General features: G+C 70.5%; 14 protein-coding genes and 2 pseudogenes. 4 read left to right on the top strand and 12 right to left on the bottom strand.

Going from position 1 to position 16,502, the window contains the following annotated elements; all coding sequences use genetic code 11:
- Nucleotides 1–117 precede the first annotated feature (117 nt).
- Entirely contained in the window at nucleotides 118–921 is an 804-nt protein-coding gene (locus LNW71_RS16540; protein WP_250968927.1) for an SGNH/GDSL hydrolase family protein, read from the top strand.
- 164 nt (nucleotides 922–1,085) lie between these two features.
- Here the strand turns inward: LNW71_RS16540 and LNW71_RS16535 are convergent, their stop codons facing one another.
- Together LNW71_RS16535 and LNW71_RS16530 are read right to left on the bottom strand one after the other, a co-directional pair.
- Complete coding sequence (locus LNW71_RS16535; RefSeq protein ID WP_250968926.1) at nucleotides 1,086–1,475, bottom strand: nuclear transport factor 2 family protein; 390 nt, start codon at nucleotides 1,473–1,475, stop codon at nucleotides 1,086–1,088.
- A gap of 29 nt (nucleotides 1,476–1,504) precedes the next feature.
- Nucleotides 1,505–2,349 (bottom strand): annotated as a pseudogene (locus tag LNW71_RS16530) (class I SAM-dependent methyltransferase).
- Nucleotides 2,350–2,420: 71 nt separating this feature from the next.
- On the opposite strand from LNW71_RS16530, the gene LNW71_RS16525 reads away from it, so the two are divergent.
- Together LNW71_RS16525 and LNW71_RS16520 are read left to right on the top strand one after the other, a co-directional pair.
- Entirely contained in the window at nucleotides 2,421–4,265 is a 1,845-nt protein-coding gene (locus LNW71_RS16525) for a prolyl oligopeptidase family serine peptidase (RefSeq protein WP_374119420.1), read from the top strand.
- A gap of 72 nt (nucleotides 4,266–4,337) precedes the next feature.
- Complete coding sequence (locus LNW71_RS16520; RefSeq protein WP_250968924.1) at nucleotides 4,338–5,330, top strand: SURF1 family protein; 993 nt, start codon at nucleotides 4,338–4,340, stop codon at nucleotides 5,328–5,330.
- A 133-nt stretch (nucleotides 5,331–5,463) separates the two neighbouring features.
- On the opposite strand, the gene LNW71_RS16515 is transcribed toward LNW71_RS16520, so the two are convergent.
- From LNW71_RS16515 to LNW71_RS16495, 5 genes are all read right to left on the bottom strand, one after another.
- Nucleotides 5,464–6,447: a hypothetical protein gene (locus LNW71_RS16515; protein WP_308294495.1), complete on the bottom strand. Its 984-nt coding sequence runs from the start codon at nucleotides 6,445–6,447 to the stop codon at nucleotides 5,464–5,466.
- A 235-nt stretch (nucleotides 6,448–6,682) separates the two neighbouring features.
- Nucleotides 6,683–7,258, bottom strand: coding sequence for a SigE family RNA polymerase sigma factor (locus tag LNW71_RS16510; RefSeq protein ID WP_250968923.1), 576 nt, complete (start codon nucleotides 7,256–7,258; stop codon nucleotides 6,683–6,685).
- A 387-nt stretch (nucleotides 7,259–7,645) separates the two neighbouring features.
- On the bottom strand, nucleotides 7,646–8,710 hold the full coding sequence (locus tag LNW71_RS16505) for an aspartate-semialdehyde dehydrogenase (protein WP_250968922.1): 1,065 nt from the start codon (nucleotides 8,708–8,710) through the stop codon (nucleotides 7,646–7,648).
- Entirely contained in the window at nucleotides 8,707–9,978 is a 1,272-nt protein-coding gene (locus LNW71_RS16500) for an aspartate kinase (RefSeq protein WP_250968921.1), read from the bottom strand. The genes LNW71_RS16505 and LNW71_RS16500 overlap by 4 nt, the downstream gene beginning before the upstream one ends.
- A 218-nt stretch (nucleotides 9,979–10,196) precedes the next feature.
- The gene (locus LNW71_RS16495; protein WP_250968920.1) at nucleotides 10,197–12,341 is read right to left on the bottom strand and encodes a LamG domain-containing protein; all 2,145 of its coding nucleotides are present in this window, start codon (nucleotides 12,339–12,341) and stop codon (nucleotides 10,197–10,199) included.
- A 171-nt stretch (nucleotides 12,342–12,512) separates the two neighbouring features.
- Here LNW71_RS16495 and LNW71_RS16490 point away from each other — a divergent pair, with 171 nt between their 5' ends.
- Entirely contained in the window at nucleotides 12,513–12,797 is a 285-nt protein-coding gene (locus LNW71_RS16490; protein ID WP_250968919.1) for a hypothetical protein, read from the top strand.
- Between the two features lie 4 nt (nucleotides 12,798–12,801).
- Here LNW71_RS16490 and LNW71_RS16485 read toward each other — a convergent pair whose 3' ends face one another.
- From LNW71_RS16485 to recR, 5 genes and pseudogenes are all read right to left on the bottom strand, one after another.
- Nucleotides 12,802–13,701, bottom strand: coding sequence for a hypothetical protein (locus tag LNW71_RS16485; RefSeq protein WP_250968918.1), 900 nt, complete (start codon nucleotides 13,699–13,701; stop codon nucleotides 12,802–12,804).
- Nucleotides 13,702–14,279: 578 nt separating this feature from the next.
- Nucleotides 14,280–14,612 (bottom strand): helix-turn-helix transcriptional regulator, encoded by a 333-nt coding sequence (locus LNW71_RS16480; protein ID WP_250968917.1) that lies wholly within the window; start codon nucleotides 14,610–14,612, stop codon nucleotides 14,280–14,282.
- Nucleotides 14,609–14,995, bottom strand: coding sequence for a type II toxin-antitoxin system RelE/ParE family toxin (locus LNW71_RS16475; protein ID WP_250968916.1), 387 nt, complete (start codon nucleotides 14,993–14,995; stop codon nucleotides 14,609–14,611). The genes LNW71_RS16480 and LNW71_RS16475 overlap by 4 nt, the downstream gene beginning before the upstream one ends.
- A gap of 93 nt (nucleotides 14,996–15,088) precedes the next feature.
- Entirely contained in the window at nucleotides 15,089–15,748 is a 660-nt protein-coding gene (locus tag LNW71_RS16470; RefSeq protein ID WP_250968915.1) for a DUF5063 domain-containing protein, read from the bottom strand.
- Between the two features lie 101 nt (nucleotides 15,749–15,849).
- Nucleotides 15,850–16,448, bottom strand: a pseudogene (gene recR, locus LNW71_RS16465) (recombination mediator RecR).
- Between the last annotated feature and the right edge of the window lie 54 nt (nucleotides 16,449–16,502).

The raw sequence follows: 16,502 nt of genomic DNA, 5'->3' as shown, positions 1-16,502 counted from the left end.
CGGGCAATTCCGGCAGGTTCCCGCATGACTATTACCGACCGGTACCCGAAGCTGCTAGAACAGTTGACGCTCACTCAACCCCCCACCCACCCCCCACACTTCGGAGGGCTGACAGCTATGTCAGTACGGAGATTCTGGGCGTCCGCATCCACTCTGATCCTCGCCGCCGCGGCTGCTCTGGGCATCGCCCAGCCGGCCTCGGCAGACTCCGCCGCCGTCGGCGGGTACGTCGCCCTGGGCGACTCGTACTCGTCCGGTGTCGGCGCGGGAGACTACCTCTCCGACAGCGGGGACTGCCGCCGCAGCACCAATGCCTACCCCTACCTCTGGGCAGCGGCGCACTCCCCTTCCTCGTTCACCTTCGTCGCCTGTTCGGGCGCCACCACGAGCTCCGTGGCCGGCACCCAGCTCGGCGCACTGAGCTCGTCCACCACGCTGGTCAGCGTCACCGCGGGCGGCAACGACGTCGGGTTCGCCGACGTCATGCAGGACTGCGTGCTGTCCGGCGAGGCCACCTGCCTCGCCAGCGTGGACTCCGCCGTCTCCCAGATGAACAACTCACTGCCCTCCGGCCTGAGTTCGCTCTACTCATCCATCCATTCGAGCGCTCCGCAGGCGCATGTCGTGGTGCTGGGCTACCCGCGCTTCTACGAGATCGGCGGCAGCTGCATCGCCGGTCTCACGGAGGCGGAGCGCACGGCCATCAACAACGCATCCGACGTGATGAACGGCGTCATCGCCAAGCAGGCGGCCGATGCCGGATTCACCTTCTCCGGCGTCGCGGACGAATTCACCGGGCACGAGCTGTGCTCCGGTGACGCGTGGCTCCACAGCGTCTCGATCCCGGTCGAGAACTCCTACCACCCCAAGGCCGAGGGACAGTCGGGCGGCTACCTGCCCGCCTTCAGCTCCGCCGCGTAGGAACTGAAGGCCGCGCACGCGCTGAAGACCGCGTAAGACGCGGAAGCCGCGTAGGCGCTGAAGAAGGCGGCGGCGCGGCGGCGCCCAGGAGCTCCCGGCTCCGGAGGGCCGCCGCGCCGCTGCCGTGCTCAGGCAGGGCGGGCGGCTCAGCCACAAGCCGCCCCTCAGTACCTTTCGACGAGGTGCTCCCGGCCCGCCGGGGGCTCGTAAGGCTCGGGCCAGAAGTCGGTGATCTCGCTGATCCGCCCCGCCTCGTCGAACGCGAAGAAGTGGATGGCGTGCGACTCCTGCGCGCCGGCCGTGAACAGCGTGCGGACCGCGACCTGCTGCCCGTCCGGGTCGGCCACGATCCGCTCCACACGCACCCGCCACTCCCCCGGGTACTCCCGGTTGAAGCTGACGTACCGCTCCTTGCCGCGAATGCGCTCGCGGGTCTGCGGCAGGTCGTACAGCACCTCGTCGGCGAGTGTCGCCGCGAAGGTGTCCCAGTCGCGAAGGTCGGCCGCGGTCCAGTAGCTCTCGACCGTGGCGCGCAGATCAGCAGTCGTGGTCATGGTCCGAGTCTGGACCCCACCACTGACAATCAGCCGCGACCCGGCTGCCCCGGCCGGGTGGCCTTGATCGAGTACATCAGCGGAATGCGCGGCCGCTCCGTCGGGAAGCGGTAGCAGCCGTCCGACTGGCGCTCCAGCACCGGGAAGCGGGGGAAGAGCGAGGCGTCGTGCTCGTGCAGGAACTCGATCCGCAGCCCGGCCGCGGCCAGCGCCGAGACCACGCTGCCCACCGGGTGCTGCCATTCGACGCTGCGGTTGTGGACGGTCGGCGCGTCGAAGTCCGCGTACGTGCCCGGCGTCTCGTCCACCCACGCCTCGCGGCTGAAGTAGTCGTGCACGATCTTGGAGCCGGTCGCGTCGTCGAGGCAGTCGGTGAACGGATGGAACTCCGCCAGGTAGAGGAAACCCCGGGCGCGACGAGCGAGGCAGCCGTCTCGGCCCAGCGGTCGATGTCGGGCAGCCAGTTCAGCGCCCCGACCCCGGTGTAGACGATGTCGTACGAGGAGTCCGGGACGGCCTCCGCCGCATCGTGGACGTCGGCGGCGACGAACGCCGCGCGGTCCGGGCCGAAGCCGAGGTCCTGCGCCAGGGAGCGGGCGGTCTCGACGGCGGGCTCGGAGAAGTCGAGACCGACCACCTGCGCGGCCCCGTGCCGGGCCCAGGAAAGGGTGTCGAGCCCGATGTGGCACTGCAGGTGCAGCAGGGAGCGGCCCGTCACGTCCCCGACCTCCGTCAGCTCGAAGGCCCGCAGGGAGTCCTTGCCCGCGCGGAAGGAGCCGAGGTCGTAGAAGTCACTGCCGGCGTGGATGGGCACACGCTCATCCCACATCGCTCGGTTGGCATCGCGCCAGTCGGCGGGCGTCGGAGCATCCATGCCCGCGAGGTTATCCACAGGCTGAGGACGGGGCGAACGGATTGTCGGCCGCCCGGCGCAGAATGGGGGGCATGACTGAGACCACTGGCCCGATGACCGAGTCCGTTGCGGACCTCCCGGTGTGGGAGCAGCGTTTCCGGGCTCCCCGGGTGTCCCTGCCGGACTGGGCGGAGGACGCACCGGACCGTGCCCTGTTCGTCTCGAATGCGACGGGGACGTACGAGCTGTACGCCTGGGACCGCGCGACCGGCGAGCAGCGCCAGGTCACCGACCGGCCGAACGGGACGACGGACGGCGTGCTGACACCGGACGGCGAGGCCGTCTGGTGGTTCGACGACACCGACGGCGACGAGTTCGGGGTGTGGATGCGCCAGCCGTTCCGTGGCAGCGAGGACGCGAAGGACGAGCCGGCGGCGCCCGGCCTGATGCCCTCCTACCCGGCCGGGCTCGCGATCGGCCGGGACGGGACCGCGGTGGTGGGCCGTTCGACCGACGAGGACGGGACCTCGGTCCACGTCGTACGGCCAGGTGCGGCACCCGTCGAGATCTACCGCCACCGCGAGTCGGCCGGGGTCGGTGACCTGTCGCACGACGGCACGCTGATCGCGCTGGAGCACACCGAGCACGGCGACGCGATGCACTCCGCGCTGCGCGTCGTGCGGCCGGACGGCAGCACGGTCGCCGAGCTGGACGACACCGAGGGGGGCACGAAGGAGCTGGGCCTGGCGGTCCTCGGCTTCGCGCCGGTGGCCGGGGATGCCCGGCTGCTGGTGGGCCATCAGCGGCGCGGCCGCTGGGAGCCGATGATCTGGGACCCGCTGACGGGCACGGAGACGGACCTCTCCATCGACCTGCCGGGCGATGTGGGCGCCGAGTGGTACCACGACGGCTCGGCGCTGCTGATCGAGCACGGCTTCGAGGCCCGCAGCGAGCTGTGGCGTTACGAGCCCGCGGCCGCCGACGGCGCGCTGGTGCGGGTGGAGACCCCCACCGGTTCGGTCTCGGGTGCCACCGCCCGGCCGGACGGCACGGTGGAGTACCTCTGGTCGTCGGCCGCCGAGCCGCCCGTGGTCCGTTCCACGACCGGCGCGGTGGTCCTCGATCCGCCGGGCGCGAAGGCTCCGGGGTCCGTGCCGGTCGAGGACGTGTGGGTGGAGGGGCCCGGCGGCCGCGTCCACGCGCTCGTCCAGCGGCCCGCAGCCCCGGCCCAGGGACCCTTCCCGACCGTCTTCGAGATCCACGGCGGCCCGACCTGGCACGACAGCGACGCCTTCGCGGGCGGCCCCGCCGCCTGGGTGGACCACGGCTACGCGGTCGTCCGGGTCAACTACCGCGGCTCGACCGGCTACGGGCGGGCGTGGACGGACGCGCTCAAGCACCGGGTCGGCCTGATCGAGCTGGAGGACATCGCGGCCGTACGGGAATGGGCGGTGAAGTCCGGCCTCTCGGATCCGGCGAAGCTGGTGCTGGCCGGCGGCTCCTGGGGCGGCTACCTGACCCTGCTCGGCCTCGGTACGCAGCCCGACGACTGGGCCCTGGGCCTGGCCGCGGTCCCGGTCGCGGACTACGTCACGGCGTATCACGACGAGATGGAGGCCCTGAAGGCCATGGACCGCACGCTGCTGGGCGGGACGCCGGAGGAGGTGCCCGAGCGCTTCGAGGCCTCGTCGCCACTGACGTACGTCGACGCCGTGCGGGCCCCCGTCTACATCTCGGCGGGCGTCAACGACCCGCGCTGCCCGATCCGCCAGGTGGAGAACTACGTCGACCGGCTGAAGGACCGCGACGCGGTGCACGAGGTCTACCGGTACGACGCGGGCCACGGCTCACTCGTCGTGGAGGAGCGGATCAAGCAGGTCCGGCTGGAGCTCGACTTCGCCGCCCGCCACTTGGGAGCACCGGCGACGGACGCGTAGGGGCTGGATAAAGGGCCGCTCATGAGGTGCCCCCGCTCCGGACGGCCGGAGCGGGGACCGTACCGTGGAGGGGTGTACCGGTTCCTGCTGACCCCGCGATGGTGGGGGATCAACCTCTTCGTCGTGCTGGCCATCCCGTTCTGCGTGTTCATGGGCACCTGGCAGCTCGGCCGCTTCGAGGACCGCGTGCAGACGCACGAGGCCGCCGACGAGCAGCCCGCTCCCGGCACGAGGACCGCCGAGCCGCTCGACGACCTGCTGCCCGTCGACACGGTGACCTCCGGACGCCCCGCCACCGCGACGGGCCGGTATGCCGACCAGTTCCTGGTGCCCGGGCGGAAGCTGGACGACCGGGACGGCTTCTACGTCGTGGGCATGCTGCGCACCGACAGCGGCAAGGCGCTGCCCGTGGTGCGGGGCTGGCTGCCCGGGAAGGCCGGGCACACCCCGGTGCCGGCCGCACCGACCGGCAGCATCACCGTGACCGGCGACCTCCAGGCCTCGGAGAACGCCGCCACCCCCGGGGTGGACGCGACGGGCGGCCTCCCCGCCGGCCAGGTCTCCATGATCAGCGCCGCCTCCCTGGTCAACCTGGTGCCGTACAACGTGTACGACGCCTGGGTCACGCTCCAGGACACCGACACCGACACCAAGACCGACTCCGGCTCCGGCTCCGGCTCCGACGGCACGTCGTCCGCTGCGGGCGCGGGGGCCGAAGCCCCGGCGGGCAAGGGCGGCAGCGCGCTGCGCCCCGTACCGGCCGCCGCACCGCAGAACAGCGGGCTCGACCTGAAGGCCTTCCAGAACCTCGGCTACACGGGCGAGTGGTTCGTCTTCGCGGGGTTCGTGCTCTTCATGTGGTTCCGGCTGATCCGGCGTGAGGCCGAGGCCCTCCGGGACCTGCGGCTGGGCCTGATCGCCGACGCCGGGAGCGAGACCGACAGGGAGACCGTCCCGGCCACCGCACCGGGCAACCCTCCTGGCACACCTGCCACGCCGGATGGCACACCGGCCGCATCGGGTCGCACACCTGCCACGTCGGAAGACGCGCCCACCAGCCCCTGACGTTCCCAGCACGACGCGGGACCCAGACCCGCCCCGCACGCCCTGGCCCCTGACGTTCCCAGCACGCCCGGGCCCCGGACCCGCCCCGCGCGGCCCAGCCGCCTCGCACGCCCCGGACCCGCCCCACCCCGCCCTACGACGAGGGTTCGAGCGCGCCCGTCCGGTAGATCGTGCCCGCACAGGCGTTGGCGATCTTCGTCTCGGCGACCGGCGCTCCCGGTTCCGGAGTGTGCTTCACGGAGACGCTGCCCTGCGCCGCCCCGTCGCCGTCCTCGCTGCCGAACTGCGTCTGCGTACCCGCTTCGGTGTCCCCGGTCCCGCTGCCCTCGGTGGAGCCGGCCGCGACGCCGGTGCTGCCTGCCGCACCGTCCGTCGGGGTCGGGGTCGGTGAACCGCCGGAGGTCGGACAGGTGTCCTCGGGCACCCAGGCGAACTGCACCTCGTACGCCATGTCCGGCTTCAGCAGCACCGTCGCCTCCTCCGTGGCGGGATCGGGCAGTCCGGACGCCGCGTCACCCTGGGTGTGCCGGACGACCACGATCTTGGCCGGGTCGGCCGCGCCCATCGCCTCGAAGCCCACCGTGCCGCTGGTGCTCACCGAGCAGTTCGTGTTGGAGACGTTGGCGATGCGGAACGCCCCGTACACCGTCCCGTCGGCACCCGCCGAGCCGGTCCGCGCCGAGGCGACCCCGAGCTGGCCGGGATCGCAGGCAGGCATGTCGACCGCCGCGCTGACGGCCGGGTCGGCCGAACTGCCGGCCACCCCGCCCTGCTGACCCTCGCCGTCGCTGCCGGACGGGCTGGCCGAACTGTCGGGAAGACCCTCACCGGCGTCGTCCTGCCCGTTGCTCCCGCCGCCGCCGCTCCCGCCGGCGGCACTCTGACCTGGCTCCTCGCCACTGCCGCCCTGCGCCTGCTCGCGGTGACCGGCGAGCGAAGGACTGGCGGTGCTCGATCCCCCGGAGTTCGCGACATGGACGAAGGCCGGGACCGCGGTGCCGATGAGCAGCGCCGCCGCCGCCGCACCGACGAGCGCCTGCCGGCGCCGGGCGCGCCGGGCCGGCACCGCGCGGTGCAGCAGGTCGAGGCTGCCGTCGCCGGGTGCGAGATCCTGCACGGCGCCGTGCATCAGCCGGCGCAGCGCGTCCTCGTCGACTCCCGCGTCACCGGGGAGCCGGCGCCACCGCCGAAGAGATCGGTCAGTGGGTCGCCGTCCGCGCCCGGGGTGTTGTCCGGCCCGTGGTTCACAATTCCGTTTCCAGTCCGGTCATTCCGATGTCCGCGTGAAGGCCCGCGCAGGTGTCCGTGCTCACCGGCGAGCCCATGGTCGTGGTCATGGTCGTCGCGCCGGCTCATGCCTGCGCCTCCATCACCACGCGCAGTGCCGCGATGCCGCGGGAACCGTACGCCTTCACCGACCCCAGGGATATCCCCAGCGTCGTGGCGACCTGTGCCTCGGTCATGTCCGCGAAGTAGCGCAGCACCAATACCTCGCGCTGGCGCCGTTGCAGTCCCCGCATCGCCTTGATCAGCGCGTCCCGTTCCAGCTGGTCGTACGCGCCCTCTTCGGCGCTCGCCATGTCCGGCATGGGCTTGGAGAGCAGCTTGAGCCCGAGGATGCGGCGGCGCAGCGCGGAGCGGGAGAGGTTGACGACGGTCTGGCGCAGATACGCCAGTGTCTTCTCGGGCTCCCGTACCCGGCTGCGCGCCGAGTGCACGCGGATGAACGCCTCCTGCACGACGTCCTCGCACGATGCGGTGTCGTCCAGCAGCAGGGCCGCGAGGCCGAGCAGCGAACGGTAGTGGGCCCGGTAGGTCTCGGTGAGATGGTCGACGGTCGTTCCGGCTGCCACGCTCTCCTCAGCGCCCTCGCGCTGTGCCGGCAGCCCGGTCGGTCGCGTAGCCGGCATGGGCGCGATCACCGGCATACCGCCGGGCGCGCGGGGCCGTCTGAGCGGTCGCACCGAAGCGCCGCGCAAGGGGCCCACCACTGTGATATCGAGAACCTCTGCCACGCCAGTTGGACACGTTTCCCCCCGTCAGGGTTGTACGCACACGGCACCGCGTTTGACACCTTGCGATATGCCCTCATACGTAACCGCTCTTCCCCAAATGCCCCGAATGTGCGCCCCGCTGCGCAAGAAGTGACGGTTTAGACGCCTGCCCCCGACCGGCGGTTGCAACGGGCCGAAAGGTCATCGTCGGACACCGCGACACCCCAGCTCAAGAGGTTCAGACCAGAACCTGCTCACAGGGCATCCACAGAGCGTACAAAACAGGTTCGATCAGTACCGGGGAAATCAGGACCGGGGAAATCAGGACCGGGGAAACTCGGCAGCCACCGATTCGGCGATCTGCGCCACGTTCAACGCGGCGCCCTTGCGGAAGTTGTCGCCGCAGACGAAGAGTTCCAGCGCCATCGGGTCGTCCATCGACCGCCGGACCCGGCCGACCCAGGTCGGATCGGTGCCCACCACGTCGGACGGGGTCGGGAAGTCCCCCGCTCCGGGGCTGTCGTACAGCACCACGCCGGGCGCGGTCGCCAGGATCTCGTGCGCCCGGTCGACCGCGACCTCATTCTCGAAGCGGGCGTGCACGGACATCGAGTGGGCGGCGACCACGGGGACGTACACGCAGGTCGCCGACACCCGAAGGTGCGGCAGGTCGAGGACCTTGCGGCACTCGTCGCGGATCGCCAGCTCCTCGGACGACCAGCCGTCCCCGGCGTCCGTACCGGCCCACGGCACGACGTTGAGGGCGACGGGGGCGGCGAACGGGCCGCCGTCGGTGTCCCCCACGACCCGGCGCACGTCACCGGGCTTCGTGCCCAGCTCGGTACCGGCCACCATCGAAAGCTGCTCGCGCAGCACGGCGACGCCGTCGCGCCCGGCCCCGCTCACGGCCTGGTACGAGGACACGACGAGTTCCCGCAGCCCGAATTCGGCGTGCAGGGCACCGACCGCGACGATCAGCGCGAGGGTCGTGCAGTTCGGGCTCGCGACGATGCCGCGCGGCCTGATCCGGGCGGCATGGGGATTGATCTCGGGGACGACCAGCGGCACGTCGCCTTCCTTGCGGAAGACCGCGGAGTCGTCGATGACGACAGCGCCCTTGGACGCGGCGAGCGGAGCCCAGCGCGCGGAGACCTCGTCGGGCACCAGGAAGAGCGCCACGTCGACGTCGTCGAAGACGTCCTCGACGAGTTCGAGGACCTCGGTCTCCTCACCGCGCACGACCAGCTTGCGGCCGGCCGAACGCGGCGAGGCGACCAGCCTGACCTCGCCCCAGATATCCGCGTGCTGCGAAATGATCTGGAGCATGACGCCGCCGATCACCCCGGTCGCGCCGACGACCGCGAGCGAAGGGCGGCGTGCGGTCATCGGCCGGTGCCCCCGTACACGACTGCCTCGTCGGAGTCGCTGTCGAGGCCGAAGGCGGTGTGCACGGCGCGCACGGCCTCGATGACGTCGTCGGCACGGGTGACCACCGAGATGCGGATCTCGGAGGTCGAGATCAGCTCGATGTTCACGCCCGCGTCGGACAGCGCCTCGAAGAAGCCCGCGGTGACGCCCGGGTTGGTCTTCATACCGGCGCCGACCAGGGAGATCTTGGCGATCTGGTCGTCGTAGCGCAGCGACTCGAAGCCGATGGCACCGCGGTTGCGCTCCAGGGCGTCGATGGCCTTGCGGCCCTCGGACTTCGGGAGCGTGAACGAGATGTCGGTCAGACCGGTCGACGCGGCGGAGACGTTCTGCACCACCATGTCGATGTTGACCTCGGCGTTCGCGATCGTGCGGAAGATCGCTGCGGCCTCACCCGGCTTGTCGGGCACGCCGACGACGGTGATCTTGGCCTCGGAGACGTCATGGGCGACTCCGGAGATGATCGCGTGCTCCACCTGCTGGTCCCCTTGCGGCTCGTTGCTGACCCAGGTCCCGCGCAGTCCCGAGAAGGACGAGCGGACGTGGATCGGGATGTTGTAACGGCGTGCGTACTCCACGCACCGGTGCAGCAGCACCTTGGAACCGGACGCGGCCAGCTCCAGCATGTCCTCGAAGGAGATCCAGTCGATCTTCCGGGCCTTCTTCACGACCCGCGGGTCGGCGGTGAAGACACCGTCCACATCGGTGTAGATCTCACAGACCTCGGCATCCAGCGCGGCCGCGAGCGCGACAGCAGTGGTGTCGGACCCGCCGCGGCCGAGGGTGGTGATGTCCTTCTTGTCCTGGGACACACCCTGGAACCCCGCCACGATAGCGATGTTCCCCTCGTCCAGCGCCGTACGGATACGGCCCGGCGTCACATCGATGATGCGCGCTTTGTTGTGGACCGAGTCGGTGATGACGCCGGCCTGGCTGCCGGTGAACGACTGGGCCTCGTGGCCCAGGTTCTTGATCGCCATGGCCAGCAGGGCCATGGAGATCCGCTCTCCCGCGGTCAGCAGCATGTCGAACTCACGCCCGGCAGGGATCGGGGATACCTGCTCGGCGAGATCGATCAACTCGTCCGTCGTGTCGCCCATCGCTGACACCACGACAACCACCTGGTTGCCGTTCTTCTTGGCATCGACGATTCGCTTGGCGACGCGCTTGATGCCCTCGGCATCGGCTACGGAGGAGCCTCCGTACTTCTGCACGACAAGGCCCACGTGCGCTCCTAGCTCAATCCATTGCTGCGGTCGGCTCAGTTTAACGAGCAGTCCGGAAACGCCTCGCCGATATCACATGGTGAGATGTCCCGCTCACCACGTGATCATCGGCGTGTCGTCCCGAACTGCTCGTACGAGGCTGCTGCCCATCGATCGTCCGGGCACTCCCTATTGTGTCCCAGCCCACACGGGAGCGCCGGGGCACACTAGGGCTCTGATCAGCAGTCGAGGCAGGGGTCCCCGCCGAAGCCGAGCTGCGCGACCGCAGTCTCGCTCAGGGCCCCCGAGAAGGCCTGGATCTCGTCGACCGAGCCGTGCAGGTACTCGCCCCAGCCGTCGGCCGTGCGGCCGCGCCCCACCTGGAGCCCGCCGGTGCTCGTCCAGCCGGCACGGAAGGCGGCGTCGCTCGCCTGTCCGTCCACGTACAGCGTGATCCGGTCGTGAGCGGCGTCGTGGACGACCGCAATGCGGTAACCCCGTCCACTCTCACCGTCCGGCAGCGCCTGGACGGCGACCACGGTCTCGTCGGCCCCCTGCGCGTCCGCGTGCCCCATCACGAGCTCGAACCTCAGCTTCTCGGGCACGTAACGCACCTTGAAGGCGTCCCCGTGCTCTCCGCCCTGCGACAGCACCGTCATGGGACGCGTGGGCTCCCGGTCCGCGAGGTGGACCACCGCGCCGAGGGTGAAACTGTCGCCGGTGTCGACGACCGGGCTGTCCGTGGCGGCGTGACCGCCGGCCCCGTCGAGCGCCAGATGTCCCGCGCCGACGAGAGGGTCCGAGGCCGGTGCGCAATCCGGGTCGGCGGCCGGGTCGCACGCGTCGGCCGGCAGGTGGTAGATGGAAGCACCCGCCGCGAGCCTCAGCGGCTCGCCCCCGTTCGCCTCCGGGCTGAGTCCGTCCGCTTCGGCCTCCAGGGACCAGCGCCCACGCGCCTGCGGGGTGCGGTGGGCCAGCTCCGCGGCCTCGTCGGGGACGACGACCCGGTCGTACGCGCGCACATCACCGATCTCGCCCTGCCAGCGGTCCCGGTAGCCCGCCTTGCCGCGCGCCCGGCCGATCTGGAAGTCACCGGTGACCGTCGAGGCTGCGGCCTCGGTGGCGGTGCCCACCTCCACGCCGTTGACGTACAGGCGCGCCAGCCCCGTCTCGGCGTCGTACAGCCCGAGCACATAGGCCCATTCGCCGGCCTCGGGGCGACCGCCACTGACCCGCACACCACCGATACCGAACGACCAGACGGGCTCGGCGCCGCCGGTACGGGCTCCGAGAGTGAACCCGGGCGCGGTGCCCGCGTCCTGGCTGACGACCGTCATGTCGTGGCTCAGCGCCGCAGGTCGCACCCACCCGCCGACCGCGAACGTCTTCCCGGTATCGACGACCTGCGCGGCGGGTGTCAGGAAGCCGTGCCCGGTGCCGTCGAGCGTCGCCGTGGACGTCAACGGGGTACCCGAGGGCCCCGGACCACCGAAGGAGACACCCACTCCGGCATGCGCCACGGGCCCCGCGGTTGCTGCGGCGGACTTGGAACCCGCCGCATCCGACAGCGCCCACTGGGCGACGGGGGTGCGGCCCGCTGCGACGTAGAAGTAGTACACGGTGGATGAACTACGCCGCCCTGAGCGGTCGTTCGCGTACACGTCGAGGGCGACGGGAGCCCTTGACGTCGGCATGAAGCGGATCTCCGCCGCCCCATCCGGCCCGTCGGGCTTCACTGTTCCACGCTGACCGCCGAGGAAGCTGTACGTGTAGTCGACGACGTCGTCGGACGGTGAAGAGAAACGGAACGTTCCGTACTCCCCGACACCACCCGACCAGAAGACGTCTTCCGGGTACTCGGCCGAGGTGACCGTGGGCTTCTCCGGATTCGCATCGTCGATCACGAACTCGCAGCCCGCCCCGTCGGCATCGGCCGCGCTCCATGCGGAAACGTCCTGACCGTCATTGGCTCGCACCCGCCAGGAGATGACCGTCCACGCAGGCAGGTCGGAAGGCAGCCGCCACGACATCGTCGACCCTGACGGCAGGAATCCAGGTGTGCTGTAGGTCCGCCGCTGCTCGGCCCCGTCCCCGTCCGTCCACCACGCCTCGAACTCCCCGGTGACGAAGTCACCCTCCGACGGACGGTCGTCCTCCACCGGATCCCTCAACACCGCGCGCACCTGTGGGGACGTCGCCAGGTACGGCCGATCCTCCCCCGCCGCACACGCCTTGGGACCGGTCTCCAAGTCCGCGGCGACCGGCTGGAGCGGCGGCAGATTGTCGGCGGCCACGGCTGTGTTCGGCGCCGCCATCACCACTGCCACACCGACCGCCAGCGCCCCGAGCCAACCGGCTCGCCCACGTCTTATCCCGCTTGTCATGCTTTCGAGTCCCCTCCCTGCAAGCCCCGTGATGATCACGGGCTCGGGGAGGCTAGCAGCGGGCACCGACAGCGTCGCGGCCAATTTCCACACGCCGAGCGAGGTCAGCCGCCGGGCGGTCTCCCGCACCTACTGTGGGCCGCAACCAGCCCCCGCTCTCCCGGAGGCCCCATGCGCAAGCCGCTCCGCGCACTCCCCCTGCTCCTGGCCCTGTCCGCCCTCCCGCTCGCCGCGTCCCCCGCCCACGCGGGCGGCACCTGCTTCGCGACGCATGCCGACGCCCCCATCTACGCGGGCGACAACCCGTGGACCGACATCGTCGGCTACCTGGCCCCAGGCATCCCGGTGAACGGCACCCGGTCGGGCGCGGACGAGCTGTGGCGGGTGTCGCGCACGGACAACGGGGCGCAGCTGGGGTTCATGCGGGCGCAGGACCTGCGGTGCGACGGGGGGTGACGGGTCACCGCCCCGCCCGCGCCCCCGGAACGGCCGGGCGGCCCATCTCCGCGCGCAGTCCCGCCACCTTGTCCGCGACGTCCGTACGCTGCCGGGGCCGGGCCAGGAACGTGTCCGGGACGTCGCCCGTCGTCCCGTTCGCCTCGTCCCGGTCGATGTCCGCCCGGCAGTCCGCGCAGACCCCGTCCACGAGCGTGGCGGTGCTTTCGTCCTCGTCGCAGAAGGCGCACATCTCCAGCGCCGCCACGATCTCCTCGCGGACTTCGTTGCTCTTCGGCTGCGGTGCGGGCGGCATCTTGTTCTCCAGTCGGGTTCGGAGGAAGGCCCCGGCGGAATGCACGGAGGCCGGCAGTCCTGCGACGAGCATCTGGCTGGCCTGCTCCCGGCCCACCCCACGCGCCAGCCACTCACGGACCAGCGGTTCCAGCGAGACGCACTCGTCCTCGGAGAGCTGGAGCCTCGGCTCCCTGCGGCCGAGACCTGCCAGGACGGTGTACGACTCCGAGGGGCCGGGAGCGGCTTCCGCGGGAGCGGCCTGTGGCTGGCCCGGGACGTCCACGCCGTTGATGAACCGGATGTACTTCTTCCACCAGGCCGCGTCGCGGGCGGTGCGGGAGAAGAACGTACGCGTCACCCAGCGCCCGCTGCCTTCCACCTTGATCTGCACCCGGACCCGGCGCAGATGCCCCGCCCGGGTCAGCCGGTCCAGCGCGCTGCGGCACGCCTGCTGCCCGTAGTCCGGCAGCTCGTCCGCCAGCACCTTGTAGCCGATCGCGGCACCCTCGGGCAGCCGGTCGACGTACGCGGCGATCGCCGCTTCCCGCGCGGGCAGATGTACGAAGTCGGCGGCGCCGCGCGGTGCTTCGTCGGGGGCGTGCCGCTTGCCGAACCCGGCTTTGGCCATGCGGTGGGCGGGAGCGCGCAGGGCAGCACTAATGTGGGTGGAAGTCATGTGGATCGAGCCTCACTAGCTTTCGATCTATCAGGACGAGATCCCGGTTGGTGTTGGCGCACCGCCGGGATCGTCCTTTTTAAGGACTGTTACGCCGAACCTAGAGCGTGCACACGCTGTGACGCAAGCCGATCACCGAAAGTCATCCGCGCAGGTGTACGCGGGACTTGGGAGGGTGGGTGGGTTCAACCTCACCACCCATTCCTACAGAAAGAGGCTCGGACTTCGAGGCTCGCAGCTCGGGGCTTGAGCCTCGGGCGGACCTGCGGAAACTCAGCCCCGGGCCACGAGGGCGACGCACTTCGGCCAGGGCGCGGCCAAGTGGACCGGAAACCGGCCCACGGCTGCCTGCATCGGCGTCCGGGCCCTGCCCATGCACCAGTTGGCGGTTGACGGCCAGTCACGGCCAAAAGCCACACGTTCCGTTCGAGACACCGGAAGGGAGTGGACAGCGACGCTTCGGGTGCGGGGCGCAGGGTGTCGCGCGGATACAGCGATATCCGCGCGACGCCGCCGGACGACCGACATCGTCAGGCGGCACCCACCGTCCGGTCGCCGTACTCGATCGACACCGTGATTCTCGCCCCCAGCGCTGCGGCATAGGTGCGCATGCTCTCCAGGTTGTGGATCTCGCCGCGCTCGATCTGCGAGACACGCGCCTGGGAGATGCCTACCGCACGCGCCACATCCGTCTGCGTGAGTCCCTGCTCCTCACGGATCTCACGCAGGTGGTGACCAAGCACGTAGGCCTCGGTCGCCGTACGCGCGGACTGCTTACGCGCCTCCCACTCCGCATCGGACACCTCGGGATGGCTCTCGCGCATGCGGCGCTTGACCTCTGCCCAGCTGCTGTGCTGACTCATCGGGCCTCTCCGTCTCCAGGGATTGCCACCGTACGGACCAGATGCTCCTCGTAGCGGGCCTCAGCCACCGGGATCGACTTGCGGTACCAGTCCGTCCAGCGGCCCGCCTTGTCGCCGGCAACCAACAGAATCGCCTGCCGAGCAGGGTCAAAGACAAACAGAATCCGGACCTCGCTGCCGCCCGCGCTTCCTGGGCGGAGCTCCTTGAGATTGTGAGTACGGCAGCCATGGAGTTTGTCCACAAGCGGTCGGCCTAGAGCCGGCCCGTGCTCCGCAAGCATGTCGACCGCAGCCTCTACGAGGTTCGCTGTCACGGGATCCTCCTCCGCCAGCGCCAACAGCCACTGCTCCACCGATACGTGGAGATTGATCGCCCAGTTCATGCTCCGCATCTCAGCGTACGCGGGAGCACGACAAAAGGAAATCCTTATATCGCCAGCTGAACGGGTGAAAAGTCTCGGTGCCGGGAGGAGCCCCTACTTGACCGGCCGCAACCCCAGCGGGCCCGCGATCTCCTCGACCATCACGCGGCCGGCCTCCTCGGCCAGGTCGTCGTCGCCGGCGTCCTGGTCGGTGTCCAGGCCGTCGAGGGCCTGGAGGGGCTGGTTCAGGCGGATGTGGGCGATCAGGGACTGGAGCGCGCGCAGGGCGGCGGAGGCGGTGGAGCCCCAGTTGGAGAAGTAGGAGAACTGCCACCACCACAGGGCCTCGGTGATGCGGTCCTCCTCGTAGTGGGCCAGGCCGTGGCCCAGGTCCGTGACGAGGTCGGCCAGGTCGTCGGAGATACGGGCCGGGACCGGTGACTTGCGGGGCTCGTACGGGTCGAAGACCTCGGAGTAGACGTCGATCGGCTCCAGCAGGGCCGCGAAGCGCTCGCGCAGGCCGTCGGCATCCGGTTCGGCGCCCAGGTCCGGCTCGTAGCGCTCGTCCGGGAGGATGTCCTCGTACGCGCCCAGCCGGCCGCCGGCCAGCAGGAGCTGGGAGACCTGGAGGAGCAGCACCGGGACGGCTTCCTCCGGCTCCTCGACCTTGGACACCTCGGTGACCGCGACGATGAACGTCTTGATCTGGTCGGCGATCTGGACCGCGAAGTCGTCGGGGTCCTGGGTGACAGTGTTCAGCGTGGCGTCAGACATCGAGACGACCTCCCGTGGGCGCGGCCGGAGACGGTGAGTAGAAGATAACGGCGCTCAACGTAAAGCCGTCGTGAGACCTCGGAGGAACGGCTGAAAGAAGATCAGACATCGAGCAGGCGCCTCCCTCGAAGGCACGGCCGAGGGTGACCTCGTCCGCGTACTCCAGGTCGCCGCCCACCGGCAGGCCGCTGGCCAGCCGGGTGACGCGCAGGCCCATCGGCTTGACCATCCGCGCCAGGTACGTCGCGGTGGCCTCGCCCTCCAGGTTGGGGTCGGTCGCCAGGATCAGCTCGGTGATGGAGCCGTCGGCGAGGCGGGCCAGCAGCTCCCGGATGCGCAGGTCGTCAGGGCCGACGCCCTCGATGGGGCTGATCGCCCCGCCCAGTACGTGGTACCGGCCCCGGAACTCGCGGGTCCGCTCGATCGCGACGACGTCCTTCGGCTCCTCGACCACACAGATGACCGTCAGGTCGCGGCGCGGGTCACGGCAGATCCCGCACTGCTCCTGCTGGGCCACGTTGCCGCAGATCGCGCAGAAGCGGACCTTGTCCTTGACCTCCAGGAGGGCATGCGCGAGCCGGCGCACATCCGTGGGCTCGGCCTGCAGGATGTGGAAGGCGATCCGCTGCGCGCTCTTGGGACCGACGCCGGGCAGCCTGCCCAACTCGTCGATGAGCTCCTGAACCACGCCTTCGTACAACGGAAAGCCTTCCTGGCTGAGTCGTGGTACGTACCGTAGGGGCTACGCACACTC

The organism is Streptomyces sp. RKAG290 (assembly GCF_023701695.1).
Lineage (GTDB): Bacteria > Actinomycetota > Actinomycetes > Streptomycetales > Streptomycetaceae > Streptomyces.
The sequence above is the reverse complement of the archived record's forward strand: the minus strand, read 5'-3'. Positions and strand labels throughout refer to the sequence as shown.

What these genes read in the sequence shown, in the direction of transcription:
- LNW71_RS16540 (WP_250968927.1), top strand. Translation starts at nt 118, where the DNA reads ATGTCAGTACGGAGATTCTGGGCGTCCGCATCCACTCTGATCCTCGCC.
- LNW71_RS16535 (WP_250968926.1), bottom strand. Translation starts at nt 1,475, where the DNA reads ATGACCACGACTGCTGATCTGCGCGCCACGGTCGAGAGCTACTGGACC.
- LNW71_RS16525 (WP_374119420.1), top strand. Translation starts at nt 2,421, where the DNA reads ATGACTGAGACCACTGGCCCGATGACCGAGTCCGTTGCGGACCTCCCG.
- LNW71_RS16510 (WP_250968923.1), bottom strand. Translation starts at nt 7,258, where the DNA reads ATGCCGGTGATCGCGCCCATGCCGGCTACGCGACCGACCGGGCTGCCG.
- LNW71_RS16505 (WP_250968922.1), bottom strand. Translation starts at nt 8,710, where the DNA reads ATGACCGCACGCCGCCCTTCGCTCGCGGTCGTCGGCGCGACCGGGGTG.
- LNW71_RS16495 (WP_250968920.1), bottom strand. Translation starts at nt 12,341, where the DNA reads ATGACAAGCGGGATAAGACGTGGGCGAGCCGGTTGGCTCGGGGCGCTG.
- LNW71_RS16490 (WP_250968919.1), top strand. Translation starts at nt 12,513, where the DNA reads ATGCGCAAGCCGCTCCGCGCACTCCCCCTGCTCCTGGCCCTGTCCGCC.
- LNW71_RS16485 (WP_250968918.1), bottom strand. Translation starts at nt 13,701, where the DNA reads ATGGCCAAAGCCGGGTTCGGCAAGCGGCACGCCCCCGACGAAGCACCG.
- LNW71_RS16480 (WP_250968917.1), bottom strand. Translation starts at nt 14,612, where the DNA reads ATGAGTCAGCACAGCAGCTGGGCAGAGGTCAAGCGCCGCATGCGCGAG.
- LNW71_RS16475 (WP_250968916.1), bottom strand. Translation starts at nt 14,995, where the DNA reads ATGAACTGGGCGATCAATCTCCACGTATCGGTGGAGCAGTGGCTGTTG.
- LNW71_RS16470 (WP_250968915.1), bottom strand. Translation starts at nt 15,748, where the DNA reads ATGTCTGACGCCACGCTGAACACTGTCACCCAGGACCCCGACGACTTC.